Origin of the sequence: Pseudomonas sp. BIOMIG1BAC (assembly GCF_001705995.2) — a bacterium.
Classification (GTDB): Bacteria; Pseudomonadota; Gammaproteobacteria; order Pseudomonadales; family Pseudomonadaceae; genus Aquipseudomonas; species Aquipseudomonas sessilinigenes.
Map to the genome: position 1 here is coordinate 4,239,659 of NZ_CP049045.1, position 26,378 is coordinate 4,266,036.

General features: G+C 64.7%; 28 protein-coding genes. 17 read left to right on the forward strand and 11 right to left on the reverse strand.

All coding sequences use genetic code 11. The features are described from left to right. Positions 1-44 precede the first annotated feature (44 nt). The 4 genes from ATY02_RS19660 to ATY02_RS19675 all read left to right on the forward strand — a co-directional run bounded on the left by ATY02_RS19660 (position 45) and on the right by ATY02_RS19675 (position 4,813). Positions 45-971 carry a LysR family transcriptional regulator gene (locus tag ATY02_RS19660; RefSeq protein ID WP_068586842.1) on the forward strand — a complete coding sequence of 309 codons (927 nt, stop codon included), beginning with the start codon at positions 45-47 and terminating at the stop codon, positions 969-971. Between the two features lie 117 nt (positions 972-1,088). Next, positions 1,089-2,297 carry a M20 aminoacylase family protein gene (locus ATY02_RS19665; RefSeq protein ID WP_068586917.1) on the forward strand — a complete coding sequence of 403 codons (1,209 nt, stop codon included), beginning with the start codon at positions 1,089-1,091 and terminating at the stop codon, positions 2,295-2,297. An 8-nt stretch (positions 2,298-2,305) separates the two neighbouring features. Beyond that, complete coding sequence (locus ATY02_RS19670) at positions 2,306-3,604, forward strand: MFS transporter (RefSeq protein ID WP_068586843.1); 1,299 nt, start codon at positions 2,306-2,308, stop codon at positions 3,602-3,604. Between the two features lie 120 nt (positions 3,605-3,724). Further along, entirely contained in the window at positions 3,725-4,813 is a 1,089-nt protein-coding gene (locus ATY02_RS19675) for a M14 family metallopeptidase (RefSeq protein ID WP_068586845.1), read from the forward strand. Between the two features lie 17 nt (positions 4,814-4,830). Here the strand turns inward: ATY02_RS19675 and ATY02_RS19680 are convergent, their stop codons facing one another. After that, the gene (locus ATY02_RS19680; protein ID WP_141698249.1) at positions 4,831-5,823 is read right to left on the reverse strand and encodes a hypothetical protein; all 993 of its coding nucleotides are present in this window, start codon (positions 5,821-5,823) and stop codon (positions 4,831-4,833) included. A 168-nt stretch (positions 5,824-5,991) separates the two neighbouring features. Here ATY02_RS19680 and ATY02_RS19685 point away from each other — a divergent pair, with 168 nt between their 5' ends. Both ATY02_RS19685 and ATY02_RS19690 read left to right on the forward strand, forming a co-directional pair. Beyond that, on the forward strand, positions 5,992-6,366 hold the full coding sequence (locus ATY02_RS19685; RefSeq protein ID WP_068586848.1) for a DUF2784 domain-containing protein: 375 nt from the start codon (positions 5,992-5,994) through the stop codon (positions 6,364-6,366). 111 nt (positions 6,367-6,477) lie between these two features. Beyond that, entirely contained in the window at positions 6,478-7,218 is a 741-nt protein-coding gene (locus ATY02_RS19690; RefSeq protein ID WP_083235966.1) for a TetR/AcrR family transcriptional regulator, read from the forward strand. On the opposite strand, the gene ATY02_RS19695 is transcribed toward ATY02_RS19690, so the two are convergent. Further along, the gene (locus tag ATY02_RS19695) at positions 7,215-8,036 is read right to left on the reverse strand and encodes a helix-turn-helix transcriptional regulator (RefSeq protein ID WP_228022204.1); all 822 of its coding nucleotides are present in this window, start codon (positions 8,034-8,036) and stop codon (positions 7,215-7,217) included. The two genes, ATY02_RS19690 and ATY02_RS19695, sit on opposite strands and share 4 nt — an antisense overlap. A gap of 41 nt (positions 8,037-8,077) precedes the next feature. Continuing rightward, a complete protein-coding gene (locus ATY02_RS19700; protein ID WP_068586854.1) occupies positions 8,078-8,530 on the reverse strand; it encodes a GNAT family N-acetyltransferase in 453 nt (150 codons plus the stop codon). A gap of 139 nt (positions 8,531-8,669) precedes the next feature. Between ATY02_RS19700 and ATY02_RS19705 the strand changes: the two genes are divergently transcribed. Further along, on the forward strand, positions 8,670-9,071 hold the full coding sequence (locus ATY02_RS19705) for a DUF6713 family protein (protein ID WP_068586856.1): 402 nt from the start codon (positions 8,670-8,672) through the stop codon (positions 9,069-9,071). A gap of 14 nt (positions 9,072-9,085) precedes the next feature. Further along, positions 9,086-9,424 carry a DUF2834 domain-containing protein gene (locus ATY02_RS19710; RefSeq protein ID WP_068586858.1) on the forward strand — a complete coding sequence of 113 codons (339 nt, stop codon included), beginning with the start codon at positions 9,086-9,088 and terminating at the stop codon, positions 9,422-9,424. A gap of 10 nt (positions 9,425-9,434) precedes the next feature. Here ATY02_RS19710 and ATY02_RS19715 read toward each other — a convergent pair whose 3' ends face one another. Together ATY02_RS19715 and ATY02_RS19720 are read right to left on the reverse strand one after the other, a co-directional pair. Next, positions 9,435-10,790, reverse strand: coding sequence for an MATE family efflux transporter (locus ATY02_RS19715; protein ID WP_068586860.1), 1,356 nt, complete (start codon positions 10,788-10,790; stop codon positions 9,435-9,437). A gap of 139 nt (positions 10,791-10,929) precedes the next feature. After that, the gene (locus ATY02_RS19720) at positions 10,930-11,913 is read right to left on the reverse strand and encodes an MDR family oxidoreductase (protein ID WP_068586863.1); all 984 of its coding nucleotides are present in this window, start codon (positions 11,911-11,913) and stop codon (positions 10,930-10,932) included. 202 nt (positions 11,914-12,115) lie between these two features. Here ATY02_RS19720 and ATY02_RS19725 point away from each other — a divergent pair, with 202 nt between their 5' ends. From ATY02_RS19725 to ATY02_RS19735, 3 genes are read left to right on the forward strand one after another with little or no spacing between them, the layout of a single operon-like run. Then, on the forward strand, positions 12,116-13,048 hold the full coding sequence (locus ATY02_RS19725; protein WP_068586865.1) for an ankyrin repeat domain-containing protein: 933 nt from the start codon (positions 12,116-12,118) through the stop codon (positions 13,046-13,048). Positions 13,049-13,076: 28 nt separating this feature from the next. After that, positions 13,077-13,526, forward strand: coding sequence for a hypothetical protein (locus ATY02_RS19730; protein WP_068586867.1), 450 nt, complete (start codon positions 13,077-13,079; stop codon positions 13,524-13,526). Between the two features lie 59 nt (positions 13,527-13,585). After that, the gene (locus tag ATY02_RS19735; protein ID WP_068586869.1) at positions 13,586-14,527 is read left to right on the forward strand and encodes a class I SAM-dependent methyltransferase; all 942 of its coding nucleotides are present in this window, start codon (positions 13,586-13,588) and stop codon (positions 14,525-14,527) included. Positions 14,528-14,665: 138 nt separating this feature from the next. Here the strand turns inward: ATY02_RS19735 and ATY02_RS19740 are convergent, their stop codons facing one another. The 5 genes from ATY02_RS19740 to ATY02_RS19760 form a co-directional block, all read right to left on the reverse strand. Next, positions 14,666-15,124, reverse strand: coding sequence for a GNAT family N-acetyltransferase (locus ATY02_RS19740; RefSeq protein ID WP_068586871.1), 459 nt, complete (start codon positions 15,122-15,124; stop codon positions 14,666-14,668). Between the two features lie 138 nt (positions 15,125-15,262). Next, the gene (locus ATY02_RS19745) at positions 15,263-16,387 is read right to left on the reverse strand and encodes an agmatine deiminase family protein (protein ID WP_068586873.1); all 1,125 of its coding nucleotides are present in this window, start codon (positions 16,385-16,387) and stop codon (positions 15,263-15,265) included. A gap of 40 nt (positions 16,388-16,427) precedes the next feature. Then, positions 16,428-17,537 carry an extracellular solute-binding protein gene (locus tag ATY02_RS19750; protein WP_068586919.1) on the reverse strand — a complete coding sequence of 370 codons (1,110 nt, stop codon included), beginning with the start codon at positions 17,535-17,537 and terminating at the stop codon, positions 16,428-16,430. 2 nt (positions 17,538-17,539) lie between these two features. Beyond that, on the reverse strand, positions 17,540-18,448 hold the full coding sequence (aguB, locus tag ATY02_RS19755; RefSeq protein ID WP_068586875.1) for an N-carbamoylputrescine amidase: 909 nt from the start codon (positions 18,446-18,448) through the stop codon (positions 17,540-17,542). Continuing rightward, positions 18,445-19,503, reverse strand: coding sequence for an agmatine deiminase family protein (locus ATY02_RS19760; RefSeq protein WP_068586877.1), 1,059 nt, complete (start codon positions 19,501-19,503; stop codon positions 18,445-18,447). Before ATY02_RS19760 ends, aguB begins: the two co-directional genes overlap by 4 nt. 139 nt (positions 19,504-19,642) lie before the next feature. Between ATY02_RS19760 and ATY02_RS19765 the strand changes: the two genes are divergently transcribed. Both ATY02_RS19765 and ATY02_RS19770 read left to right on the forward strand, forming a co-directional pair. Next, a complete protein-coding gene (locus tag ATY02_RS19765; protein WP_068586879.1) occupies positions 19,643-20,512 on the forward strand; it encodes a LysR family transcriptional regulator in 870 nt (289 codons plus the stop codon). 92 nt (positions 20,513-20,604) lie between these two features. Beyond that, positions 20,605-21,225 (forward strand): LysE family translocator, encoded by a 621-nt coding sequence (locus ATY02_RS19770; RefSeq protein WP_068586881.1) that lies wholly within the window; start codon positions 20,605-20,607, stop codon positions 21,223-21,225. Between the two features lie 10 nt (positions 21,226-21,235). Here the strand turns inward: ATY02_RS19770 and ATY02_RS19775 are convergent, their stop codons facing one another. Beyond that, positions 21,236-22,120 (reverse strand): LysR family transcriptional regulator, encoded by an 885-nt coding sequence (locus ATY02_RS19775; RefSeq protein WP_068586883.1) that lies wholly within the window; start codon positions 22,118-22,120, stop codon positions 21,236-21,238. A 137-nt stretch (positions 22,121-22,257) separates the two neighbouring features. Here ATY02_RS19775 and ATY02_RS19780 point away from each other — a divergent pair, with 137 nt between their 5' ends. The 4 genes from ATY02_RS19780 to ATY02_RS19795 all read left to right on the forward strand — a co-directional run bounded on the left by ATY02_RS19780 (position 22,258) and on the right by ATY02_RS19795 (position 26,300). Then, on the forward strand, positions 22,258-22,785 hold the full coding sequence (locus ATY02_RS19780) for a GNAT family N-acetyltransferase (RefSeq protein WP_068586885.1): 528 nt from the start codon (positions 22,258-22,260) through the stop codon (positions 22,783-22,785). Positions 22,786-22,868: 83 nt separating this feature from the next. Further along, on the forward strand, positions 22,869-23,579 hold the full coding sequence (locus ATY02_RS19785) for a FadR/GntR family transcriptional regulator (protein WP_053136270.1): 711 nt from the start codon (positions 22,869-22,871) through the stop codon (positions 23,577-23,579). A 96-nt stretch (positions 23,580-23,675) separates the two neighbouring features. Beyond that, on the forward strand, positions 23,676-24,869 hold the full coding sequence (lhgO, locus tag ATY02_RS19790; protein ID WP_068586886.1) for an L-2-hydroxyglutarate oxidase: 1,194 nt from the start codon (positions 23,676-23,678) through the stop codon (positions 24,867-24,869). 102 nt (positions 24,870-24,971) lie between these two features. After that, positions 24,972-26,300: an MFS transporter gene (locus ATY02_RS19795; protein WP_068586889.1), complete on the forward strand. Its 1,329-nt coding sequence runs from the start codon at positions 24,972-24,974 to the stop codon at positions 26,298-26,300. Positions 26,301-26,378 lie beyond the last annotated feature (78 nt).

The following is a 26,378-nucleotide window of genomic DNA, read 5'->3' on the forward strand; positions in this document are numbered from 1 at the left end:
TTATGGCTTAGATTCAAGCTCCCATCCCTCGCCGGAATCTCGCCATGAAACTGCATCAGTTGCGCGCCCTGGTTTCTATCTGCGAAAGCGGCAGCATTCAGGAGGCCTCACGCCTGCTGCATATCTCGCAACCTGCGCTGTCCAAAAGCATCAAGGAGCTGGAAGCGGAACTTGGAGTACCTCTGCTGCTGCGCTCCAATCGCGGCATTACTGCCACTGAATACGGTGAACGCCTGGTACGCCGGGCACGACTGATACTGGAGGAGGTACGCCGCGCGACCGAGGAGATCGATACCCTCAAGGGGCGCATGGACGGCAGGCTCTCCATCGGGGTCTCACCGGTTACCCCCAGTCCGCAGTTCGTCAGCAGCCTCAATCGCTATCGCCAGCGCTACCCCAAGGTCCAGGTACAGATCCATGAGCTGCGGCCCTCAAAACTCATGGAGGGCTTGCGCGAGGGACTGCTGGACATGGTCCTCACCTCCTTGCCTGCAGCACGCAACATAGATGGTTTCCATTGGGAAGAACTCTATGCCCAGTCGACGATGCTGGCCGTACGCAAGGACCATCCCCTGCGTAACGCCCGGCACTTGAGCGAACTACGGGAGCAGGAATGGCTACTGCAAGACTCCCTGGAGCAGTCCATGGCCGGGGTCATGTTCAAGGAGCACGGCATCCAGCCCCCGGAAAAGATCATCGAATGTGCATCGGTGGTACTCCTGGCCGAACTGGCGATCACCAGCGATGCGGTCAGCTACTGGTCGCAGCGACTGCTGGAAAGCGCCCCCATGTTGATGCAGAAGCTGGAAATCCTGCAGATTGCCGAACCTGTACCGCCAATGAACATCTCCCTGGTGTGCCGCGACCCGGAGCTGATGACCCGCGAAGCCAAGGCCCTGGCCGATGAGTTGATCTACGTCTACAAGGGGCCGGTGGCCCCACCGCCGAACCGCATCCCGGCATTTGCCTGAACAGCTCGCCCAGCCACCTTGATAACCGCAGCCGATAAGCATGCACAGAGGTGATTATTCAGTGCTGTGACGCTGGGCCATGCTGCAGGTCTCCGTCAGTCATCCGGTATGCATTTCATGACCGCACCCTGCCCTTCCCTGATTCCGCAGATTCTCGCCTGGCAGGACGAATTCGTCCGGCTGCGCCAGGATTTCCACCAGCACCCCGAGTTGGGGTTTTCCGAGCACCGTACCAGCGAGCGGGTCGCCCAGTGCCTGGAACAATGGGGCATCGAAGTCCATCGTGGCGTCGGCGGCACCGGTGTGGTCGGTGTGCTGCGCAATGGCGGCAGTCCTCGCAGCCTGGGCATCCGTGCCGACATGGACGCACTGCCGATCAACGAAACCAGCGGCATGCCCTGGCAAAGCCGGCAGCCGGGAACCATGCATGCCTGCGGCCATGACGGCCACACGGCAATCCTGCTCTGCGCCGCCCGCTACCTGGCCCAGACCCGCCGCTTCCTGGGCACGGTCAACCTGATCTTCCAGCCCGCCGAGGAAACCCTCGATGGAGCCCGGCGCATGATCGAAGACGGATTGTTCGAACGCTTTCCCTGTGACGCCGTATACGCCCTGCACAACATGCCCGGCTTGCCGGTGGGGGTGTTCCTGACCCGACCGGGGGCCATGAGCGCCTCCTCGGACAATGTGCATATTCGTCTCAAGGGCATCGGGGGCCACGGCGCCATGCCACACAAGGCCCGCGACCCGGTAGTGGCCGCCGCTGAGCTGGTCCTGGCCCTGCAATCGATCGTTGCGCGCAACGTGCCGGCCGGCGAAGTGGCGGTCATCACCGTCGGCTCGCTACACGCCGGACAGGCCGCCAACGTTATCCCCGACTACGCGACCCTGGAGCTGAGCGTGCGCACCACCGACCCCAAGGTCCGCGCCCTGCTCAAGCAACGTATAGGCGAAGTGACCCAGGGCATTACAGCCGCTCATGCCCTGGAACTGGACTACCAGTACGATGAGCGTATCGGGGTCCTGCTCAATACCGCCCCGCAAACCGCCTTGTTGCAACAGGTAGCCCAGGAGCTGCTGGGCCCCGAAAGCCTGCTGACCGATATTCCCTCGGGCTTTCTTGGCAGTGAGGATTTTGCCTCGATGCTGGAACAACGCCCGGGATGCTACATCGTCATGGGCAACGGCACCGAAGGCGCCCACGGCTGCATGGTGCACAACCCAAACTACGACTTCAACGACGCGGCGCTGCCCTATGGCGCCAGCCTCTGGGCACGACTAGTGGAAACCGCCTTGCAACACCCCGATAACAACAACCAAGGGTAACTCGCCCCATGTCGATAGCTACCGCAAGACCCCGAGCCTTGATCATGGCGCTGCTGATGGCGGTGATGGTCATCAGTGTGCTGGACAAGACCATCTTCGCCTTCGCCGGTGTACAGATCATCGAAGAGTTGCAACTGACGCCAGAGCAATTCGGTTTTGTCGGCAGCGCCTTCTTTTTTCTCTACTCGATATCAGGGATCGCCGTAGGCTTTCTCGCCAACCGCTATCCGACTCGCTGGATCCTCACGCTCATGGCGCTGGTATGGACCAGTGCCCAACTGCTGGTGACCTTCGCTGGCAGCCTCGCCGCCCTGACCGCCAGCCGCTTGCTGCTCGGTGCGGGTTGCGGGCCGGGCACCGCGGTGACGCAACACGCGGCGTTCAAATGGTTCGGTACTCGGGAACAGGTCCTGCCGGCCTCGCTGATCCAAGTATCGATCATGCTCGGCGGGCTCTTGGGCGCACTCGCCCTGCCCTACGCCATCAGCCACTACGGTTGGCGCTCAGCGTACCTGGCCCTGGCTTTGTTGAGCCTGGGCTGGGTGTTGGCGTGGTTGTGCTACGGGGCCGAAGGGCGACATGGCGAACAGCCGGAGCAGATGCCACCTAGCGAGCCGGCAATTTCCTACCGTCACTTGCTGCTCAATCGCACCTTTGTATGGATCTCGCTGATGTGCTTTGTGGCCTATCTGCCCAACGCTCTTTCCTTCAGTTGGTCGGCGGTGTACTTGCAAAAAGGCCTGGGGCTCGACCCGATGCAGACCGGTTATGTCATGTTCGCCGCCACCTTCAGCATCATCCTGCTCAACCTGCTGGTCTCTGGCCTGTCCCAGCGGCTGCTCAAGCGCGGAGTCAGCGTGCAGCACAGCCTGGTGCTGCTACCGATGCTGTGTTGCATATTCGGCGGCCTGGCCTTGAGTACCTTGGGTTCTGTATTCAATGCCTTGGAAGCAAAGCTGCTGCTGTATGTCGCCGGCGCGGTACTGCTCAACAGCGTATTTGCGTTCGGCATGACCATCACTTCATATATTTCCCCTACTCGCCAGCGTGGAGCCATGCTGGCTATCCATGTGGGCTGCATGACCTTGTCCGGCATGCTCGCGCCCTGGCTCGTGGGCAAGCTGGTGGTTCTGTTCGATAACGACATCGCCCAAGGTTTTGAAACCGCGCTCAACGGTATCGGCCTGACAGCCCTGGCCTGTGCCTTGCTGGGGCTCTGGGTCATCACCCCAGGCGTTACTCGCGAACGCCTCCTGGCCCGGGGCCACGACACCCTGCCAAATCCGGCACCGGCTCAAGCAGCCTGACTGCGCCTGATCGACCGCCTGGCGGTACCCCTCTTCATTCTCCCTGGGACTACCAGTACCCGTGGCATGTCGGACACCGACGTGCCTCGCGATCCCGTATCCCTACCAGGAAGCCTTTCCATGAATCTTGCGAGTTTCTCCGACAGCTACGCCGAGGCCCGGGACAAGTTTCTCCGGGGCTGCGAGCAACGTGGCTTGCCAGTGCAATCCCACATCCATCCACTCAAGGGCCGTGATCAAGAAGTCCTGGCCATCGATGTCTGTCGTGTCGGCCCCAGCGACGCGCGCGACCTGATGGTGATCAGCAGCGGCTGCCATGGAGTCGAGGGTTTTTGTGGTTCGGCGATCCAGATCGACCTACTGGGCGACGAACAATGGGCCCGCTGTACCGAGGCACCAAGCCTCGCAGTGCTGTACCTGCATGGACTGAACCCCTATGGTTTTTCCTGGATGCGCCGGGCGACCCATGAAAACGTCGACCTGAACCGCAACTTCCTCGATTTCAGTCGGCCCCTGCCAGATAACCCCGGCTACCGTGCCATCGACCACCTGCTGCTGCCCCGAACCTGGCCGGCTGGCATCGGTCAGAGTGCCCGGCTGATGCTATTCGCCGCACGCCATGGCCGCCTGGCCCTGCAGGAAGCCATCACCCGCGGCCAGCATAGCCATCCCGATGGCCTGTTCTTCAGCGGCCTGGAACCCACCTGGAGCAACCTGCAAATCCGCCAAATCCTGCGCCAGCACGCCCAACGGTGTCGACGCATCGGCTGGATCGACATCCATACCGGCCTTGGCCCCAATGGCGTAGGCGAACGCATCTACAAGGGCCGCGCCAGCGCCGCCGACCTGCAACGGGCACAAGACTGGTGGGGCCCGCAGGTGACCAACAGCTTCGACGGCAGCTCCACCTCCGCGCAGCTCGACGGCACCCTGGACCTGGCCGTGATGCAAGAGTGCCCCCAGGCCCAATACAACGGTTTGACCCTGGAATATGGCACCCTGCCCGGTCCTCAGGTGCTCAACGCCTTGCGCGCCGAGCAATGGCTGGAATGCAACCCCCAGGCCTCGCGCACGCGCCACGAACAGATCAAGCGCCAGATGCGCGATGCGTTCTATGACAACCGTACGCAGTGGAAACAGCAGGTCCTGCAGCAGGCTCGTGAGGTTTGCGACCTGACCCTCGCCGCCCTGATGGAGCCATTCGATTAGCGCTAACGAACGCTCTGTCACGGCTGTGCATCACTGCCATTGGGCTCCAGCGGCGGCAACTGGCCTTCGATTTGCCGGCCCAGGTAATACACCCCCGCCATGACCCCGTGCTCAGGATCGTGCAGGTGCTTGAGCCAGGCCTGATCGAACGCGGCTCCCAAATCGCGGCGGGTCTCGGCCTGCAGGTCCGGGCGCGCATTGTCCTGCACCAGCGCCCGGACTCCGGCTACCCCCACCGAAATCAGCGCTCCCGCCACCCGTCCCACGGCCGCTGCCACAGCTCCGGCCACGCCTCGCCCGGCAAACTGGGCCTGGAGTTTTTCGCTGGTCTGCTCGGCCACCCGGGGCACGCCCGATGTCGTGCTGGCCGGCTCGGCCTGCGCCGGCGGCTGGAGCTTGTGCAACAGCGCGCCATAGACCGGCAAGCGGGCGATGGGCTCCACTTGCAGCAACTGCCGAAGGGTGGCTCGCTGGCCGGGCTCGGGGCCCAGGTCGATGGCCGTGACCCGCTCCAGATGCTGGTCCAGCTGTGGTGCGGGCAATTGGTGGCGGCGGCTGGTCACCGCCACTTGCTGACGCAGCAACTGCACATAGAATTCCATGGCTTGCGCAGTGATCTGGCTGGCATCGATCTCCAGTGCCACCGGCTCCAGGACTCGCTCCTGGTATTGCTGCTGCAAGTAACCGGCCAGGCGCCTGGAAGCCTGCTCGCTGTCGCCCCGGCTGTTGAGCGAATACCAGCCCACCTTCAACGACAGCCATTCCTGGGTCCAGTAGCCGCTGAACCAGGGCAGGAAGTTTTCATCGGTCTGCTGGTAGACCCGGGTCCGCCAATGCTCCATGGAACCCTGGGCGTAGACTTCGGCCTGCTCGGTGGCGGAACGCGAAGCCGCCAGCAGCTCACTGTCGACCTGGAGCCAGAAGGCCGGGGCCACCGCAGGTTGTACCGTCGGTTCGGGCACGCGGCTGGCGCAACCGGCCAGGATCAGCAGCGCGAGGCCGACGCCCACTGATCTTGCGTACGCACAGAGCCCTGTCGGAGAGCACAAGATGGGTACCTCCTGGCAACGCAGCGTCGGGCCCGGTCTCCCGACCTTTTTGCAGTATAGGTAGCGCAACACCGGTATATTGCGCCGCCGGCGCCCCCGCCACGGATTCTCCCCCCACAAGGACTCTTCATGCTCTACCGCATTGCCGCCGACAGCCTGGTGCTGTTCCACCTGTCATTCATCGTTTTCGTCATGCTCGGCGGCCTGCTGGTGCTCCGCCACCCCCGGCTGATGCTGCTGCACCTGCCTGCGGCAGCCTGGGGCGTGGCCGTGGAAATCGGCCACCTGGAGTGCCCGTTGACCCGCTGGGAAAACCTCCTGCGCCATGCCGCCGGCCAGCAGGGTTATGAGGCCGGGTTCATCGAGCACTACCTGATCCCGCTGATCTACCCCAGCGGCCTGACTCCAGGCATCCAGCTGTGGCTGGGAGGCCTGGTGCTGCTGGTCAACGTTTCGGTCTACGGCTGCCTGGCACGCCGCTGGTGGCGCCAGCGCAGCTCCTGAACGCCTCCACGAGCGGGCCCTGGCCCAAGGCCCCTATCAGCCTTGGGCCAGGGATGACGGTTTCGCTATATACTTTTGTATATTGCGAATATCGAACCCCGGGATTGCCCCATGCCTCACCCCTCGCCCTGCGCCGGCAAACCATCGCCCGCGACGACACCTGCAGCACCCCCATCGACCTCCAGCAAAGCCCCGGCAAGCCGGGAGCGCCGGTCCCGCTCACGCCATCGGCAGTTGATTCTCGAAGCGGCGTGCAACGAGTTCGCCGCCAAGGGGTTCAGTGCCTGCCAGACCCTGGACATAGCGCTGCGGGCCGGGGTCCCCAAGGCCAACCTGTATTACTACTTCCATACCAAGGAAAACCTCTACGCCGAGGTCCTCGAGCCCCTGCGCGCGCCCCTGCAACAGGCATCGTCACTGTTGTCCCGCGAGGTCGCACCGGCCACGGCGCTGGCAGCCTACATCGCCGCGCGATTGCAGATCGTCCAGGCCTACCCCTTGCGCTCGAAGATTTTCTGCAGCGAGTTGCTGCACGGTGCCCAACAGTTGCCAGAGGCCTGGCGCAACGAACTGCACGCCTGCAACCAGGATGAGATCGCCTGCCTGCGCCACTGGATGGCCCGTGGCCTGATCCAGGCCGTGGCTCCGGAACACCTGCTGCTGTTCATCGGCTCGGCGACCCAGACCTACCCCACCCTGGGCTGGCAGATCGCCCTGATCCGCGGCAAAGACGGGCCGCACGAGCAAGACATCGACGCGGTGGCCGCAACCTTGACCCGCATGGTCCTCGCTGGCGCCGTAGCGCCCCCGAGGGGTGTTGTGCGCCAACCTGGCCGGGCGCTGGCGACCTAGTCCAGGTTCGCCGCAGCCTGCTGCGCACAGGCCTGGGCCAGCGCCTGCCAGGTCGCCTCGTCGGCCGGTATCAGGTGTTCGATACGCAATGAGGCAACGGTGATGTCCTGGGGCATGCCGAAGGTGGTGAAGGTCGACAGGAAGCTCAGTTCGCCGTGAGGCCCGGCGACCCGGGTCAATAGCAATGGCGAGGCCAGGTCCGGGGCCATTGCCGACACCTCGGGACACGGCAGGCTGGCCAGCAACGCTGCCAGCCCGGGATCCTGCCCGGCCTCGCGGCTGGCCCGTTGCCAGGCCACCTGGCGGATCTCCGCGGCGTTGACCAGGCAATCGCCGAAACCACCGGGAGCCAGCAGAGCCGCCAGCAGGTTGAAACCTTCGGCAACCGCTTGTCGTGGCAAGCCCAGCCACTGGAACAACGCCTCGGTGGCGCGATTGGCCGCCAGCACCTGCCAGCCACTGTCGATGACGATCGCAGGTGCCGGATTATTCGCCTCCAGCAAATGCAGCAATGCCGTGCGTACCGGCGCCAGCCCCGGATCATCCAGGGGCAAGGCGGCATAGCGCGGCGCATAACCGGCGGCGAGAAACACCCGATTGCGCACTTCCAATGGGGTTTGCAGGTTGTCCAGCAAGCGGTGCAGCAACCCTTGGCTGGGTTGCGCACGACCGGTCTCCACGCAGCTCAGGTGGCGCTGTGAAAGACCTGCCTGCAACGCCAGGCCCAACTGGCTCAGGCGCGCTTGCTGTCGCAACTGGCGCAGCTGCAACCCCACCGGCAGGGGCTGGGCCGGGGTTTGCTCAAGATCTCGGGACACGGGTAGCACCGTCCTATGCAGGGTCATGAACAGTATCCGGTTCAACCCACCGGTTTGAAGAAGATCAGCTCCGGGTCTTGCTCGTCGAGGTTCTCGATCACCCCGCTGGGACGGAAACCAGCCTTGGCGATCATCCCGCGGGCGGCCTGGTTCGACTGGTTGGTGGAAATGAACAGACGCGGCGTGCGGCAGGCTCGCTCCGCAGCCTCGAGCAAGCGCAGCGCCACCCCCTGGCGTTGCTGCCCGGGGGCCACGACCACCAGCGAGACAAAACCATGGTCGAAGAAATCATGCTGGAGCAGCAGATAACCCGCGACGCTATCACCAACCATCTCGACCCAGCCCTGGCCACACTCTACCGCCCGAGCGACCGCCTGGCCCCGGGCCGGATGGGCCTGGGCATAGAGATCGCACTGGAGCATGGCCGGCACATCGTCGGCACGGGCCGCACGGATAAGTCGGCCGGGGCCGGCAGGCAGGATCGGGTGGCTCATGGTGGTTCAGTCCTTGAAAGGGAATCGGAGGAGCAGCACAGCGGATCCGCCCGCTGCTGTCTATGACCTCAGGGGTCATTGAGTGGTGACGCGCCTGCCACTTAGCCTGTTTGCCTTGGGTTGTTCAAGGAGTTTCACCGTGAAAAACATCCTCTGGATACTGGCCGTCGCCCTGTTCGCCGGTCATGAACTGGATGCCGTGGCCCAGGCCGAATGGCGCCTGCTGTACGGCCTGCGCGCGCTGGAGCCGGCACAGGGCCGAGGCTGGTTCATCGCCTTGCACGTGCCACTGTGCGCCGCCCTGATGCTGCTGGCCGGGCACCGACAAGCGCGAATCCGGCGCATCAGCCGACGCTCACTGGCCGGTTTTTTCGTGGTCCACGCCGGGCTGCACTACCGCCTGCAAGAGCACCCGCTGTACCTGTTCGGCTCGCTACCGTCCCAGGTACTGATCTACGCCTGTGCCCTGGCCGGCTTCGGGTACCTGCTGCTGGACCTGGGGAGTCGCCATGACCGCACTCCCGTCCCCACCCACCACTGAGCGAGAACCACACCATGCCCCGTCCCTACCCTGCACTCCTGGCCTTGCTGGCCTTGCTGGCCTTCGGCGGCTACACCCTGTTCACCCTGATGCAGGCCGAGCAATCGCTGCTGCAGTTCGGCTTGCAATTGCTGTCGCGCCCGGACACCGCGCAGGTGGTGATCGACCTGTACCTGATGGCCGTCCTGGCCGGCCTGTGGATGCTGCGCGATGCCCGCGCCCGTGACCGGGCGCTAGTCTCGGTTTTGCCTTATCTGTTGCTGACCGCCGTCTTTGTCTCCATCGGCCCGTTGCTGTACCTGGTGATCACCGGTTGGCAGGACCGGCGCCAAGCCGATCCCACCAAGCGTTGAGCCCGGTGCCTCAAATCAGGCGCTGGATCTGCTTGTGCCGCCAGACCAGCTTGAAGTAGCTGGTCTGCAACACCAGCATCACCAGGTAGGCCACCGGAAACGCCATCCACACCCCTTGCAGGCCGAAATGCGCATCCAGCAGGTAGGCCGCCGGCAACTGCACCCCGAGGATGCAGAAGATCGAGATCGCCACCGGCATCAACACCGTGCCGCTGGCGCGCATGATGCCGCCCACCACGGCCTGGAAACCGAACACCAGCAGACTCCAGAGCATGATGTGCAACAGGTGCTCGGCCTGGGCCAGGGCCGTCGGCTCGATGATGAACAACCCCAGCAGCCAGTGGGAAACCAGATAGCCCAGCAGCACCAGGGCTCCGGTCAGGCACAGGTTGATCAGCAGCCCGGTGCGCAGGATCGGGGTGATCCGCTCCAGGCGCCCGGCGCCGATGGCCTGGGCCCCGAGGATCGAGGCGGTGATGGCGATCGACAACGCCGGGAACTGCACATAGTTGACGATCTGCGTCACGGCGCCATAAGCCGCGGTCGCCTGGGAGCCGTGGCGGTTGACCAGGGCCAGGATCACCAGCTCGGACAACGAGATCACCACCATCTGCACCCCGGTGGGCAGGCCGATGCGCAGCACCTTGGCCAGGATCGCCCGGTCCAGTCTCAACGCCGCGAACAGCGTCCGGTCGAAGGCCAGTGGATGGGTCTGGCCCCTCAGGCGCCAGACCAGAAAGCCCATGGCGATGATGTTGCTGGCCAGCCCGGCGAAGGCCGCGCTCTGGATCCCCAAGGGCGGCAAGCCCAGCCAGCCGCGGATCAGCGCCGGGGTCAAGAGCAGGCCCACCAGGGTCGAGACGATCAGCGCCAGCAACGGCGACAGCGTATCGCTGACCCCTCGCAGCAACTGTGTGAAGATCACGAAGACCAGCAGCAACGGCAAGATCAGCATCATCACCCGGGCATAACCCACCGCGTCATCCAGCACGTCCGCCGGGGTGCCCAGGCCCTGCAACACCGGGCGAGCGAAGAGCATGCCCAGCAGCGCCCCCACCAGGCCGATCAGGGCCCCGAGCAACAGGGTGCTGCCGGCCACCGACTTGACCGTGTCCAGCTCCCGGGCACCCCAGGCCTGGCCAATCAGCACCGAGGCCCCGGCCCCCAGGCCGATCACCAGGGCGATGAAGAAGAACAGGATGGGAAACATCCCCGACACCGCCGCCAGGGCCTGGGTCCCCAGCAACTGGCCGATGTAGATACCGTTGAGGGTGCCGGAAAACGACTGCAAAAAATTCGACAGCACCATGGGCAGCAGGAAGATCAGGTACACCTGCCAGAGTGGTCGCTGGGGAGCCATGGACATGAACGTGCAACCTCGAATCAGGAACGCGAAAGAGCCACCAAAGGGCCCGGGGAATTTGCCGACCGGGTGTTGTCCGGTTCAGCGGCTCGGCCGTGGCGTCCACTCGGATCTATCGTGGGCACACGCGGCCAGCGAGGGATCAGCGGTTCACATCGACCACGACCCGTCCACGGATCGTGCCAGCGAGCAGCTCATGGGCAACCTCGATGGCTTCGCCCAGCGCCACCTCGCGAATCATCAGCTCCAGGTGAGCGAGGTCGAGCTCGGCGGCCAATCGCTCCCAGGCATGGACCCGTTCCTGATAGGGCCGGGTCACGCTGTTGATTCCCAGGAGGCTGACCCCACGCAGGATGAACGGCGCCACCGAGGCCGGGAAGTCCATGCCCTGGGCCAGCCCGCAGGCGGCCACCAGGCCATCGGCGGCAGTGCCGGCACAGGCGTTGGCCAGGGTGTGGCTGCCCACCGAATCGATCGCCGCTACCCAGCGCTCCTTGGCCAGTGGCCGTCCCGGCTGCGACAGCTCGGCACGCTCGATCACCTGGCTGACGCCCAGTTGCCGCAGGTAGTCGGCCTCTTCCGGGCGGCCAGTGGCGGCGATGACCGAGTACCCCCGGCGCGCCAGCAGGCTGATGGCAAAGCTGCCGACACCCCCATTGGCACCCGTGACCAGCACCTCGCCCTGCCCCGGGCGCAGGCCGTTACGTTCCAGGGCGATCAGGCAGAGCATAGCGGTGTAGCCGGCCGTGCCGATGGCCATGGCCTGGCGCGCAGTGAAGGCTTGCGGCAGGTGGATCAGCCAGTCGCCCTGCACCCGGGCCTTCTGCGCCAGCCCGCCCCAATGACTTTCCCCCACGCCCCAGCCATTGAGCAGCACCTGCTCGCCAGGACGGAACCTGGGGTGAGCGCTGGACTCCACCGTACCTGCCAGATCGATACCCGGGACCATGGGGAATTGCCGTACCACCGGGCTCTTGCCGGTGATCGCCAGGCCATCCTTGTAGTTCAGGGTGCTGTACGCGACCCGCACGCTGACATCGCCGACGGGCAACCGGGCTTCTTCCAACTGCGTCAAATCAGCGCGGTAACCTGCGGTGTCTTTATCGATCACAATGGCGTTGAACATCCTGGACTCCAGCTTGAACAGTGGTCGGTCGGCAACGGCAAAACGCTCTGGCCCCAGCAGCACCTGGCATGGCTTGCGGGCGAAGGCGCCATCCTACTCGGGGCTCTGCGAGGCGTCCACGCTGAACCCGACATGGCAAACCCGCGTACTGCGGCGTTACCATTGCCTGGCGTCTTTTAGTTGATCGAACGGATTCCCGACCTTGTCCCACCTTCTGGAAAAAGCCGCCGCTCGCGGCGATCTCATTGCACTGACCCGCTTGCTGGATGCCGGCGCGGATATCGAATGGAAGCACAAGGGCACCGGCCGCACCGCGCTGCTGGCCGCCACCATCGCCGGGCGCCTGCCCGCCGTGGCCCTGCTACTGCAACGCGGCGCCAACCTGCAACAACCCTGCAAGGCCCTGGGCTACAGCGCCCTGTCCTGGGCGGCCGGCAACGGCGATTGCGCCATCGCCAAGCTGCTGATCGAACACGGCGCGGCCCTGGACCAGGCTTCCCCCGACCTGCAGCGTAGCGCCTTGATGAACGCCGCCCAGGGCGGCCACGCGGAGATGGTCAGCCTGTTGCTCCAGGCCGGCGCCAACCCCCAGCACCTGGACTTCCAGCAACGCAACGCCTGGTCCCTGGCAGAAGAAAAAGGCCATGGGCGAATCATGCAGTTGCTGGCAGAAGCCGGTGCCGGGGAACAGCCTCCAGCACAACCGTCCCCGCACCTGCCGTGGCCGGATCTGCCGACCGATGCCCACAGCAGCGACCCGGTCACCCAGGTGCGGGCCTACACCCTGGCCCTGGAAGCCTGGGAACGGCGCGGCAAGGCCCAGGCTCGCAACGGCCTGGACCAGGATTTCTGGGCCGAACCCCAACAACTGCTGGAACGCTTCTGCACCCTGCGCGACAGAGCCTATACCCGCTCATCCTATGGCTCGCCCACCACCTACTCGAAGGACAACGAACTGCTGGCCTGCCAGCGGCTCAAGCCGAACCAGGCCGAAGTGCTGATCCGCGACCCCGCTTCGCGCAGGCTGCGCTACGAGTATCGGTTCCTGGTCAAGCTGGCGGCCGGGCAATGGCGGATCGACAACGTCAAGCGGCGCCTGGCCGGCACCGAGAAATGGGAAAACACCCTTCTTTGAATCGCATGTACACAAGGACCCATGCCCGATGAAATACGACGACGCCTCCTGGCACTACGGCGGTGACTTCCCCAGCGACCTGCCACCGAGCGCCGGGGGCACCCATATCGGCCTGTTCCTGGCCTGGATGCTGCTCAACGGCTTTGCCAGCGAAGAACTTGAAGAAGATGCCGCCGAGGAACTGGCGCAGCTACGTTCGCGCAAACTCGACGGCCGTGAGTTCCTGTTCAAGATGCTCGATGAAAAACTCTACGACGAAGACTTCAACGCCGAAGGCAATGCCTTCGCTGCTGCCTACTATGCGGGAAAGGACAGCAACGGCCGCTACAGCGAGGACTATGAGCAGCTCCTGGCGCCAATCCCCGATACGATCTACCGGGTGGAGAACAGCTGGAGCAACTACGACCTGCTGGCTCCGGTGCTCGCCAGCCGGCTGGCACAATGGCGAGCCATGGGCCGCCCGGAACACCTGGACTGAACCGCGCCCGGCCGGCAATTGTGGTTAAATGCCGCCCCGAAAAATTGCCGGTCGCGCCGATGAACCCTCAAGCCCTCGCCACCCTCAACCAACACCTGCTCGATGCCCTGGCCATTGCCCCAAGGGAAACCCGGCGCCTGTTCCACGGCCGTGGGCGCTGCTGGCCGGGCCTGGAGCAGGTGACCGTGGATTGGCTGCAAGGCGTGGTGCTGGTGTCGCTGTTCAAGGAAGTGCAAGCCGAGGAACTGGCGGCCTTGAAACAGCTGCTGGTGGCACTGGGCTCCACCGCACAATGGCAGGCCAGCGGCGCCACCAGCCTGATGCTGCAACACCGCTACCTGCCCGACAGCCTGGGGGAATGGCTGCTGGGCGAGCCGGTGGAGTCCTGCACCATCACCGAGGAAGGCCTGGACTACCGGGTGGACCTGGGCAGCAAGCAGAACAACGGCTTGTTCCTCGACATGCGCTACGGGCGCAACTGGGTGCGGGCCAATGCCCAAGGCCTGAGGGTGCTGAACCTGTTCGCCTACACCTGCGGTTTCTCGGTGGCGGCGATCGCCGGCGGGGCCGAGAAAGTGGTCAACCTCGACATGTCCCGGGCGGCCCTGAGCCGTGGTCGCGACAACCATCGGCTCAATGGCCACGACCTGGGCCGGGTGAGTTTCCTCGGCCATGACCTGTTCAAGTCCTGGGGCAAGGTCAAGCAAGGCGGCCCTTACGATCTGGTGATCATCGACCCGCCCTCCTTCCAGAAAGGCAGCTTTGTGCTGAGCAAGGACTACGCGCGAGTGCTGCGACGCCTGCCGGAGTTGCTGACGCCGACGGGCCGGGTGCTGGCCTGCATGAACGATCCGGCGTTCAGCGTGGAGTTCCTGCTGGACGGCATGGCCGAAGCCGCGCCAGGGCTGCATTTCGAACAGCGCCTGGACAACCCGCCGGAATTTCCCGATGCCGACGTGCAGTGCGGCCTGAAGGCCCTGGTGTTCAACCAGCCAGCGTAGCCGTGGCGGCCACCGGGTCGGCCTGGCGGCGCAGCTGATCGACCGCATCGTCCTTTTTACGGCCGCTACGCGCCCGGACGCAGCCTCGCCAGCTCGGCAGCGCACGGCTCGGCACGAGCCGCCAGGATCGGCGAGGGCTTAGAGTGGCATCCGGTATTCGATGAACCCCGAATTGGCCGCCACCCAGTCATAGAGCTTTTGCGCGCGCTTGTTGGTGGCATGGGTGTGCCAGTACAGCCGGGCGCAATCGTGCTGGCGGGCAAAGGCCTGGACCCACTCGATCAACTGCTTGCCGGTGCCGCCCCCACGCACCTGCGGCGCCACGTACAGATCCTCCAGGTAGCAGAAGTCCGTGGTGGCCCAGGTCGAACGGTGCAGCACGGAGTTGACGAACCCCACCAACTCGCCACCTTGCACCGCCACCGCCGAGTACACCGGCTCCAGGGGATCGAAGAAACGCTCGAAAGTGCGTTGGCTCACCTGTTCCGAAAGGTTCACCTGGTAGAAGTCCTGGTAGGCCAGCCACAACGCCTGCCATTGTTCGCGGTCTTCAGGCCGAATCGCACGTACTGTTACCGCCTGCTGTTTTTCGCTCATCACACGCTCCTCATGAAAAACCCGCAAGACCGTGGCCTTGCGGGGGTATCGAAGAGCGCCAGCTTAGGGGCAGAACGGCCTGCCTTATCAGGCCAATTCCATATTCAAGAGCAGACCACTTTCAAGTTTCGCCCAGGCTCAGGCCGCCGGCAATTGATGGGTCACGCAATGGATGCCACCCCCACCTGCGGCAATCGCATCGATATCCAGCTGCACCACCTCGCGCCCGGGGTAGAGCTGGCTAAGCAAGTCGTGGGCCTTGGCGTCGGCCACAGGATCGCCGAACTCCGGGGCGATCACCGCGCCGTTGATCACGAAGTAATTGATGTAGCCCGCGGCGAAGTCTTCGTTGCCCCGGCTGAAACGGCTCTTGCGCGGATTCAAGGGTGGCGACAGGGTGTGTACCTTGAGCTTGCGGCCATCGGCATCGGTGGCGTTGCGCAGGATCTCCAGATGCGCGCGGGTCACCGCGTAGTCGTAGGAATCCGGGTCGTTGTCGAGGTTGGCCACCACCACCCCGGGAGCCGCGAAGCGTGCATAGAAGTCGACGTGGGCATCGGTGATGTCATGCCCCTTGATCCCCGGCAGCCAGATGATCTTGCGCAGCCCCAGGCAAGCCTTGAGCTCGGCCTCGACATCGGCCTTGCTCCAGTCGGGGTTGCGATTGCGGTTGATCCAGCTGCTCTCGGTCATGATCCCGGTGCCGTGGCCATCCACCTCGATACCACCGCCCTCGCCTACCAGTTCGCTGCGCAAGTAGGTAGCGCGCGCGCCATCGGCCACCTGCCGTGCCAGGCGCGCATCCCGGGAATGGCGCTGCTTGTTGCCCCAGCCATTGAAGTTGAAGTCCACCGCGCCCAATTCACCGCGGGGGTTGAGCACGAAGTTGGCGCCGATATCGCGCATCCAGATATCGTCCAGCTCGGTGATCACATAGGTGACGTTGCGAGTGCCACACAGCTCCTCGGCCAGGTCGCGCTCATGCTCGCGGCAGAACAGGGTCAGCGGTTCATGGGCGGCAATCGCCCGGGCGATACGGCCCTGGGCCTCCTGCACATCGCCAGTGAAGTCTTCCCAGATCGCGTCCTGGGCACCGAAGGCCATGAAGGCCCGCTGGTGACGATCGCCTTCGTCGGGCATGACCCAGTCCTCCTGTTCCTGTTCTTGGGCCAAGACCCGACGGGCGCCCAGGCCCAGGGTAGTCACGGCGGCGAAACCGGCCAGCAGCGAGGCCTGTTTGATGAATGTACGTCGGGTCGACATCGGTCTTTCTCTCAAGGGGGATTGCATGAAGTGGAACGGCTCACGGTGCTTTTATCGTAGCCGTCTTGAACTGGGTCCAGATGCGCATTCGGGCCCGCATGTCGGCCTGGGGAATATCGCGCCCCGGCACCAGGCGGGCAAAGGTCGCGGCATCAGGATAGATATCCGGGTTGCCCACCATCCGTGGATCGATCTGCGGCCGCGCCTTGGCATTGGCCGTGGGGTAGCCGGTGAAGTTGCTGATGGCCGCCATGTTCTGCGGGCGCATGACGAAGTTGATGAAAGCATAGGCGTACTCCGGGTGCCGGGCATCCTTGGGGATCGCCATGGTGTCCATCCAGACCGTGGTGCCCTCGCGCGGGATGCGGTACTGGAAATCGACCTTCTTGCCTGCCGCGTCGGCGGCGCGCTGGGCCTGGGTCACATCGCCGCTGTAGCCCAGGGACAGGCACAGGTTGCCATTGACCAGATCGGTCACCGGCTGCGACTGGAACTTGCGGATGTAGGGGCGCAGCTTGAGCAGCAGCTCGCCAGCCGCTTGCAGGTCTGCCGGCTTGGCGCTGCGCGGATCGCGTCCCAGGTAATTGAGCGCCACCGCCAGGACTTCGTCGGGCGAGTCGATCACCGAGATCCCGCAATCGGCGAAATGCTCCGCCAGTTCCGGCTTGAACAGCAGGTCCAGACTGTTGACCGGTGCATTGGGCAAGCGCTGGGCGATCTGCCCGGCATTATAGGTCAGGCCGATGGTGCCCCAGGTATAGGGCACCGTGGCCTGGCTGGCCCTGGGGTACTGCACGCGCAAGGCTTGCAGGCCGGGCTCGATGTCGTCCATCTGCGCCAGCTTGGCAGGGTCGAGGCTCTGCAGGCTGCCGGCGTGCATCAATCGCTCGGCCACGGTATCGCCGGGAAAGATGAGGTCGTAGCCGCTGCCGCCGGTCATCAGCTTGGCCTCCAGGACCTCGCTGCCTTCCATGACGTCATAGATCACCTTGATCCCGGTCTCAGCGGTAAAACGCGCCAGGGTGTCCTCGGCGAAGTAGTCGGCCCAGTTGTACAGGCGCAGGGTCTTTTCTTCAGGCGCGGCCTGGACCTGCGCAGCCATCAATGCCAGAGCCAGCGCGCCGAGGCGCAATATGCCAATGCGGTTCATGGTCATGCCTCCCGAGGGTTCCAGCGTGAGTGCAGGTGTTGGCCGTCGAGGCTCAGCAAGGGCCCGTACATTTCCGGACGACGATCACGGAAGATGCCCCAGGTCCGCCGCTCCTCGGCCATGGCCGCCAGGTCCAGCTCATGCAGGAGCATGCCGGTGGTGTCGCGATCGGCCTCGGCCAGCAGCCGGCCCTTGTGGTCGCAGATGAACGAGGAACCGTAGAACTGCATGTGCAACTCTGAGTCGCTGCGGGCCACTTCCCGCCCGACGCGGTTGGCGGCCACCACCGGCAGCAGGTTGGCCGCGGCGTGCCCGCGCATGGTCATCTGCCAGTGATCCCGTGAATCCAGGTCGGTCGCGCCAGGCTCCGAGCCGATGGCCGTGGGGAACAGCAGCACCTCGGCGCCCTGCAAGGCCAGGCAACGGGCGGTTTCCGGGAACCACTGGTCCCAGCAGATGCCCACGCCCAGGCGGCCGAACGCCGTGTCCCAGACCTTGAAGCCGGTGTCGCCAGGGCTGAAGTACTCCTTCTCCTGGTAACCGATGGCGTTGGGGATGTGGGTCTTGCGGTACACCCCCAGCAGGCGTCCGTCGGCATCGGCCACGCTCAGGGAATTGAAGTAGGCAGTGCCGGCCCGCTCAAACCAGCTCAGCGGCAACACCACCCCCAGCTCCTTGGCCAGGGCGGCAAAGCGCTTGAGTATGCGGCTCTGGCCATACTCTTCGGCCAGAGCCAGGTGTCGGTGCTGCTGTTCGATGCAGAAGTACGGCGTGGCGAACAGCTCCTGCAGCAGAATCACCTGCCCGCCGCGGGCCGCGGCCTCGCGCACCAGTTGCTCGGCACGCTCGAGGTTGTCCGCCAGGTCCCAGGTACAGGGCATCTGCAACGTTGCGACGGTCAAGTTGCTCATGCCGACACCTCCAGTGGCCAGCGCGGTTGCTGCTGGGTGATGCAATGCACGCCACCACCGCCATGGGCCAGGTGGTTGATCTGCACCGGCACCACTTGCCGCCCGGGGAAGGCCTTGGCCAGGACCTGGGCCGCGACCTGATCGGCCTCGATGCCGTAGGCCGGCATGATGATCGCGCCGTTGGCGATGTAGAAGTTGGTATAGGAAGCGCAGAACACCTCGGCCTGGGTGTCCACCGCGGCAGTGGCTTCGAACAGCTCCACCAGTTCGAAGGCACGGCCCTGGGCATCCCGGGCCAGCTCCAGGGCACGGCGGTTCTCGCGCACCACTTCGGCGTACACCGAGCCTTGGTCATGGGTGGCGTCCACCAGCAGCAGGCCGGGACGGGCGAAGGCACAGACGCCATCGACATGGCCATCGGTCATGTCGCCGGTCACGTAGTCCGGATCGCCGGGCAGCCAGATGGTTTTCTTCACCCCCAGCAGGCGCTCGAAGATCTCTTCCATCTCGGCCTTGCCCAGGCCCGGGTTGCGATTGGGATTGAGCAGTACCGACTCAGTGGTGATCAGGGTGCCTTCGCCGTCCACATGGATGGCGCCGCCTTCGTTGGCCAGGTGGGTGCCGAAGCAGTCCAGCCCCAGCTGGTCGAGCAGGCGCCGGGCCAGGCTGCGATCCAGCTCATGGGCCGACTTGCCACCCCAGGCATTGAAGCGCCAGCTGACACCGGCCAGCCCGTGCTGGGGATGGCAGACGAAACTTGGCCCGGAGTCGCGGCACCAGCTGTCGTCCACGGCCTGGACCACCCGCTCGACGTTGGCACCGCAGTGGCGCCGGGCGCTCTCCAGGGCCGAAGGATCGACCACCAGCTTGACCGGCTCGAAACGTGCGATGGCATTGGCCACCCGGGCGAAATCCGCCTGTACGTCGGCCAGGGTCACGCCCCAGCCCGACTCCCACAGGTCCTGGTTATGGGGCCAGACCATCCAGGTCGCCGCGTGGGGCACCCACTCGGCGGGCATCCGCCAACCGCTGTTTCGACTGTCATTGCTGTGCATGGGAATCGCGCCTCTCGATTAAGGTTTTGTTATCAGCCAACAAATACCGGTGTAACCAATGGCGCCCATGCTATGGCTTTGAAAATCCCGCAACAAACGATAGATTTAGTGAAATTCTGATTAGCTGGGCTTATTGATAATGTTAAAACACTGGCCTCCCCTGAACGCCCTGCGCGGCTTCGAAGCGGCCGCGCGCCTGGGCAGCTTCCACCAGGCGGCGCAGGAGCTGCACCTGACCCAATCGGCCATCAGCCAGCAGATCCGCAGCCTGGAAACCTTCCTCGAACAGCCGCTGTTCTACCGCAGCGGGCGCAGCGTGACCCTGACCGATGCCGGGCATGACCTGCGCAGCACCACCCAGTCGCTGCTGCAGCAACTGGCCGTGGGCATTCGCCGCCTGGAGCAGTACCGCAAGCCCAACCAACTGGTGGTCAACACCAGCCCGGCCTTCGCCCGCCACTGGCTGCTACCGCGACTGGGCGAATTCAACCGCCTGCACCCGGAGGTGGACCTGTGGCTGTTCATCAGTTTCGAGCCGCCGGACATGACCACCCAGACCATCGACGTGACGATCCGCGACGACCTCAGCGCCCAGGCCGAATGCAGCTACCTGGAGCTGTACAACGACCAGCTCTATCCGGCCTGCCACCCGTCCCTGCTGGAGCAGCCCCAGGCGCTGCGCACCACCTTGCATGGCGAACGGGAAATGGACTGGAGCCACTGGGTGGTGGAAGGCGGCACGGATGTTGGCCAGCGCAACAACGGCCTGAACTTCTCCGACCCGGGATTGCTGCTGGACGCCGCCTGCGCCGGCCACGGCATTGCCCTGGTCAGCCAACTGCTGGCCCAGCAAGCCCGGGCCCAGGGTCAGTTGCAGCCGCTGTGCGAACAGAGCGTGCGCGGCCCGACCTGGGCCTGGCTGGTGCATCGCGACAGTGAAGGCAGCTCGCTGACCCGCAGCTTCTGCAACTGGTTGCACAACTCCCTGGAGCAGGCCGGACAGGCCTGAAAAACCGCTTTGCATTCCTGGCGCTAACCCCTGCCCCGGCGCCGCCTTAAGCTGGCGCCGGTGCAATCCGCACTGCCTCCAAGGAATCGCGCGTGCCCCCGTTCCACGACATCAACTGGTCATTGTGGTTGTCCACCATGCTGCCCATGGCCCTGAGCGCCGGCCCCGGCAACCTGATGGTGGCCAGTTCCGGCGCCCGCAGCGGCGTGCGCCGCTCCCTGCGCTTCATCCTCGGCCTGGACCTGACCTACTTCCTGCTGGCCCTGCTGGTGGGCCTCGGGCTCTACCACAGCCTGGCGCAGCAAGCGCCACTGCTGCGGGGCCTGCGGATCGCCGGCAGCCTGTACATCTTCTGGCTCGGCCTGCGCCTGTTGCTGCGGCCACTGCGCAAGCCCGGCGAGCCAGAACAGGCGCTGTTGTTCCGCGATGGCGTGGTGTTGCAATTGGGCAACGTGCAAGGGTTGGTCATGCTGCTGGTGATGTTCTCCACCTTCAGCCCGGCCACCAGTGCCGGCAGCCTGGCGGTGGTGACGCTGAGCGCCGCGCTGATCGCGGTGAACCTGTTCGGCCACCTGCTCTGGGCGGGCCTGGGCTCGAGCCTGCAACCGCTGCTACGTGCCAGGCCGGGCTTGCTCAAGGCGCAAAATGTGCTGTTCGGCTTGCTACTGATGGGGGTGGCGGCGTGGATCTTCCTGCGCAATGGCCTGGCCTGAGCCGACCGCCTCAGTGGTCTTGCAGGCCATGCTGGCGCAGCACCCGGTCGATGAACTGCACCACGTGCTCGACCCGCTCCTGGCCCTGGGTCGCCAGGTTGCGCAGCAACCAGATATCGGCCCGATGCGCCGGGACATCCGGCAACACCCGACACAGCCCCAGGGGTTCGGCGATATAGGCCGGCAAGGCGGCGATCCCCAGGCCAGCCTGCACCGCCTGGAGCTGCGCTTGCAGGTTGGTGGTGCTCATCCACAGCGGCTGGCCGCCACTGAGCCCATCTAGCCAGCGGGCCAGGGGCATATGCTCCAGGGCCTGGTTCCAGCCGATCAAGCCATGCCGGGCCAAGTCTTCGGGCGCTTGCGGACACCCCTGGGCCTGGGCATACCCCGGGGAGCAGAACAGCGCCTGGGTCAGCGCGCCGACCTTGCGCAAGGTGAAGTTGCTACCGGCTTCTGGCCGGTGCAGGCGCAGCACCAGGTCACTGTGGCTCTGGGTGAGCTTGACCGAGTGCGCGGCATTGACGAAGTCGAAACGGATTTCTGGATGATCCGCACGAAACGCCGCCAGGGCCGGGATCAACAGGTGGCTGCCCATCAGCTCCGGGCAATCGATGCGCACCACCCCGGCCATGCGCGCACCGGGCCGGGCCAACTGGCGCTCCATCTGGCCAAAGCGCTCCTGGGTCTCGAGCGCCATGGGCAGCAAGTCACGGCCGGCCTCGGTGAGGAAATAGCCCTGGGTGGTCTTCAGGAACAGCGCCGTGTGCAAGGCCTGCTCCAGCATCTGGATCTTGCGCGAGACCGTGGCCGCCGACACCTTCAGCGCCTGTCCGGCATCGGTGATATTGCTGGCGTTGGCGACCGCAATGAAGAATCGCAGATCATCCCAATTCACGCTTACCTGCCTGTCCTTGCGAAATCAGGCCGGGATCTTATGCGAAAAATACTCTGGCGCGATCAGAGTTTTCTTAAACCCAGGCGCTGAAGCGGTAGAGTGAGAACACCGCCCAATCCGAGGACAAGGACCGCCCCATGCTGGAACTGCACACCGAACGCCTGCACCTGCGCTCCCTCAACGCCAATGACTGGGAGCTGTTCCTGACCCTGCACAGCGACCCCGATAACCTGCGCTATGTCTGCGACCCGCTTTCCCGAGCGCAGATCGAGGAGCGCTTCACCTCGCGCCTACCGCACTGGAATACGGATTCGACCCACTGGCTGTGCCTGCTGATCAACGACCGCCACAGCGGTGAGGGCCTGGGTTTCACCGGCCTGCGGATCAGCAACGGCGACGCCGCCGAGGCCGAGGTCGGCTACTTGTTGCGTCCGCAGCATCAAGGCAAGGGACTGGCCGTGGAATCCCTGCGCGCCGTCATCGAGCACGCCCGGCACACCCTGGGCATCAAGCAATTGATCGCCACGGTCACCGACGGTAATGCGGCATCTTGCAAGGTCCTGGAGAAATGCGGCTTCGTCCTCCAGCGCCGTGACGAACGGGCCTTCCAGCTAGGCGGCGAGGATTTCGACGACCTGATTTTCGGCTGTCGCCTGACCGCTTGATGCGGCGCCTTGTCGCGGGTTTTTCTTGACAGGAAAAATTCGCCACGGCTATTGTCTGACAACCTGACTTACAAGGTTTACCCATGCTCGAACTCCAGCGCCCCGACTCTCTGGTCGTACGGGTCGTCAACGCCATCCGCAATGAGATCGACTCCGGCCGACTGGCTCCCGAGTCGCGCCTGCCCACCGAACAGCAATTGGCTGAACAGCTCAATGTCAGCCGCTCGGTGGTGCGCGAGGCCATCGCCCAGCTCAAGGCCGATGGCGTGCTGATTGCCCGCCGTGGCCTGGGTTCGTACATCTCCAAGACCCCGGCCGGCACGGTGTTCCGCTTCCCCCAGAGCGAGGGACGCCTGGCGGACCTGGCACAGATGTTCGAGATGCGCCTGTGGATCGAGACCCAGGCCGCGTCGATCGCCGCCCAGCGCCGGGATGCCGACGACCTGCAACGCATGCAAGCCGCGCTACAGGAAATGCACGACAAGCGTAGTGATTTCGAAGCGGCGGCCCTGGCCGACGTAGCGTTCCACCGGGCCATCGCCGAAGCCAGCAAGAACGATTACTTCGTGGCCTTCCACGACTTCCTGCGCAGCCAGCTGGCCAGTGCCCGCAAGACTGCCTGGGAAAACTCGGCGCTGCGCCTAGTGGGCGGCTCGGCCGACGCGGCCCAGGAGCACCAGGCGCTGTACCAAGCCATCGCCGCCGGTGACCGCCAGGCTGCCGCTGGCTGTGCCGATGCCCATTTGCGTGCCTCGGCCAAGCGCCTGGGCCTGGAGTTGCCGACCCTCGACTGACCCAACTGACGCCAGACCGCAGGCCGAGCCTGCGGTTTTTATCGGACTACTTAGTCTGACAACCTGATAACCAGACTGATACGGACACCTGGAACCATGATCTACGACTTTTGCATCATCGGCGGCGGCATCGTCGGACTGGCCACGGCGATGGAGATCCTCAAGCGCCAGCCCGGCGCTTCGCTGGTGGTCCTGGAAAAGGAAAGCGTGCTGGCCAAGCACCAGACCGGGCACAACAGCGGCGTGATCCACGCCGGGATCTACTACGCGCCGGGCAGCCTCAAGGCCGACCTGTGCAAGCGCGGCGCCGAGGCCACCAAGCAGTTCTGTACCGAGCATGGGATCAAGTTCGAGGTTTGCGGCAAGGTGCTGGTGGCCTCCAATGCCCTGGAAGTGCAGCGCATGGAAGCCTTGTACCAGCGCTCGCAGCTCAATGGCCTGAAGGTCGAGCGCCTGGATGCCGAGCAACTGCGCCAGCGCGAACCGAACATCGTCGGCCTGGGCGGGCTGTTCCTCGACGCCACCGGCATCGTCGACTATCGCGAGGTGTGCGACACCATGGCCCGGGTGATCCGCCGCGCCGGTGGCGAGATCTGCCTGGGCCAGACCGTCACCGCCATCCAGGAGCACGCCGACAGCGTCACCGTCGGCACCCATGGCGGCAGCTGGCGGGCAAAGAAACTGGTGGCTTGCGCCGGCCTGCAGTCCGACCGCCTGGCGACCCTGGCCGGGGTGCGGATCGATCACCAGATCATCCCCTTTCGCGGTGAGTACTTCCGCCTGCCGGCGGCGAAGAACGACATCGTCAACCACCTGATCTACCCGATCCCCGACCCGGAGCTGCCGTTCCTCGGCGTGCACCTGACCCGCATGATCGACGGTAGCGTCACCGTCGGCCCCAACGCGGTGCTGGGCCTGGGCCGGGAAAACTACCGCAAGTTCTCCATCAACTGGCGCGATGTCGCGCAATACGCCAGCTTCCCCGGGTTCTGGAAAACCATCTGGCAGAACCTCGGCTCCGGCACCACCGAGATGAAGAATTCGCTGTTCAAGTCCGGCTACCTGGAGCAGTGCCGCAAGTATTGCCCGTCCCTGGAAGTCAGCGACCTGCTGCCCTACGAAGCGGGCATCCGCGCCCAGGCGGTGATGCGCGATGGCAGCCTGGTCCACGATTTCCTGTTCGCCGAAACCTCGCGCATGTTGCATGTGTGCAACGCGCCCTCGCCCGCCGCCACCTCGGCGATTCCCATTGGCTCGATGATCGCCGACCGGATCTTCCAGGCCGGCTGAAACACCCTGGCACTCGCGTTGCCCGGCGCCTCGACGACGCCGGCAGGATCGCGTGCTCGCGTCACCCGACAATAAATACAATGATCCAAGAGGATGCACCCGATGACCGCAGTTGAACCCAGCATTACTGCAGCGGAAACCCCACAACAAACCAGGAAACGCCTGCGCAAGGTCGCGGCGGCCACCATCTTCGGCTCGATGCTGGAGTGGTACGACTTCTACCTCTACGCCACCATGGCGGCGATCGTCTTCTCGAAGATTTTCTTCGATACCAACAACCCCAACAGCGCCATGCTGATGTCGTTCTCCACCTTCGCCATCGGCTTTATCGCCCGCCCCTTTGGCGGCGTGCTGTTCGGCTACCTGGGCGACAAGTTCGGGCGCAAGCAGGTGCTGGTGCTGACCTTCTGCCTGATGGGTGTGTGCACCGCGCTGATCGGCCTGATTCCCAGCTACGCCTCGATCGGCATCTGGGCGCCGATCATCCTGGTGGCGATCCGGATCATCCAGGGTCTGGGTGCCGGTGCCGAACTGTCCGGCGCGGCGGTCACCTCCTACGAGCACGCCAGCGAAGGCAAGCGCGGCAGCCAGGGCGCCTGGCCGGCACTGGGGCTGAACCTGGGCTTGCTGCTGTCGTCGCTGACCATCTACCTGCTGACCATCAACGGCAACGAGTTCCTCTTGGCCGGCGGCTGGCGCATACCCTTCGTGTGCAGCATCGTGCTGGTGGGCGTCGGCCTGTGGGTGCGCAAGAGCATTCCGGAAACCCCGGAGTTCAAGGAACTGGACCAGCAGAGCCGCAAGGCCAAGGCCTCGCCGCTCAAGGCACTGTTCAAGAACGACCTCAAGGGCCTGGCCGTGGTGTTTTTCGTGGCCATCGGCTACAACGCCCTGAGCTACATCTTCAAGACCTTCTCCCTGGCCTACCTGACCCAGTACAAGCATGTCGATGTGCACGTGACCTCGTTGTCGGTGACCATCGCCAGCCTGGTGGCCATCGTCGCCGTACCGTTCTTCGGCTGGCTGTGCGACAAGTGGAGCAGCAAGACCGTCCTGGTGCTCGGTGGCCTGTTCTCGGTGCTGTTCGCCTACCCCTTCCTGGCCCTGCTCAACACTGGCGACAGCCTGATGATCTACCTGGCCATCGGAGTCGGCACCGGCATCCTGGCACCGATGATGTTCGCGCCCCAGGGCTCGTTCCTCAGCCGCCAGTTCCCCACCGCGACCCGCTCCTCGGGCTTCGGCACCGGGCGCGAGATCGGCACCGCCATCGCCGGTGGCCTGGCCCCGCTGGGCGCACTGTCGCTGGTGACCGCCTCGGCCACCCACTCCACCGATGGCGTGGTGATCATCCTCGCCATTGCCGCAGTGCTGGTGGTGGTGTTTGCCCTGTGCGACCAGGGCCGCAAGCACTCGGCCTTCAAGAACTGAGCGATGCAAGACTGCGGCAGGCGCCAAGCGACCTGCCGCAGCCTGTTAAGCTGGCGCTGGTTTTTTCTCGCAGGCCAT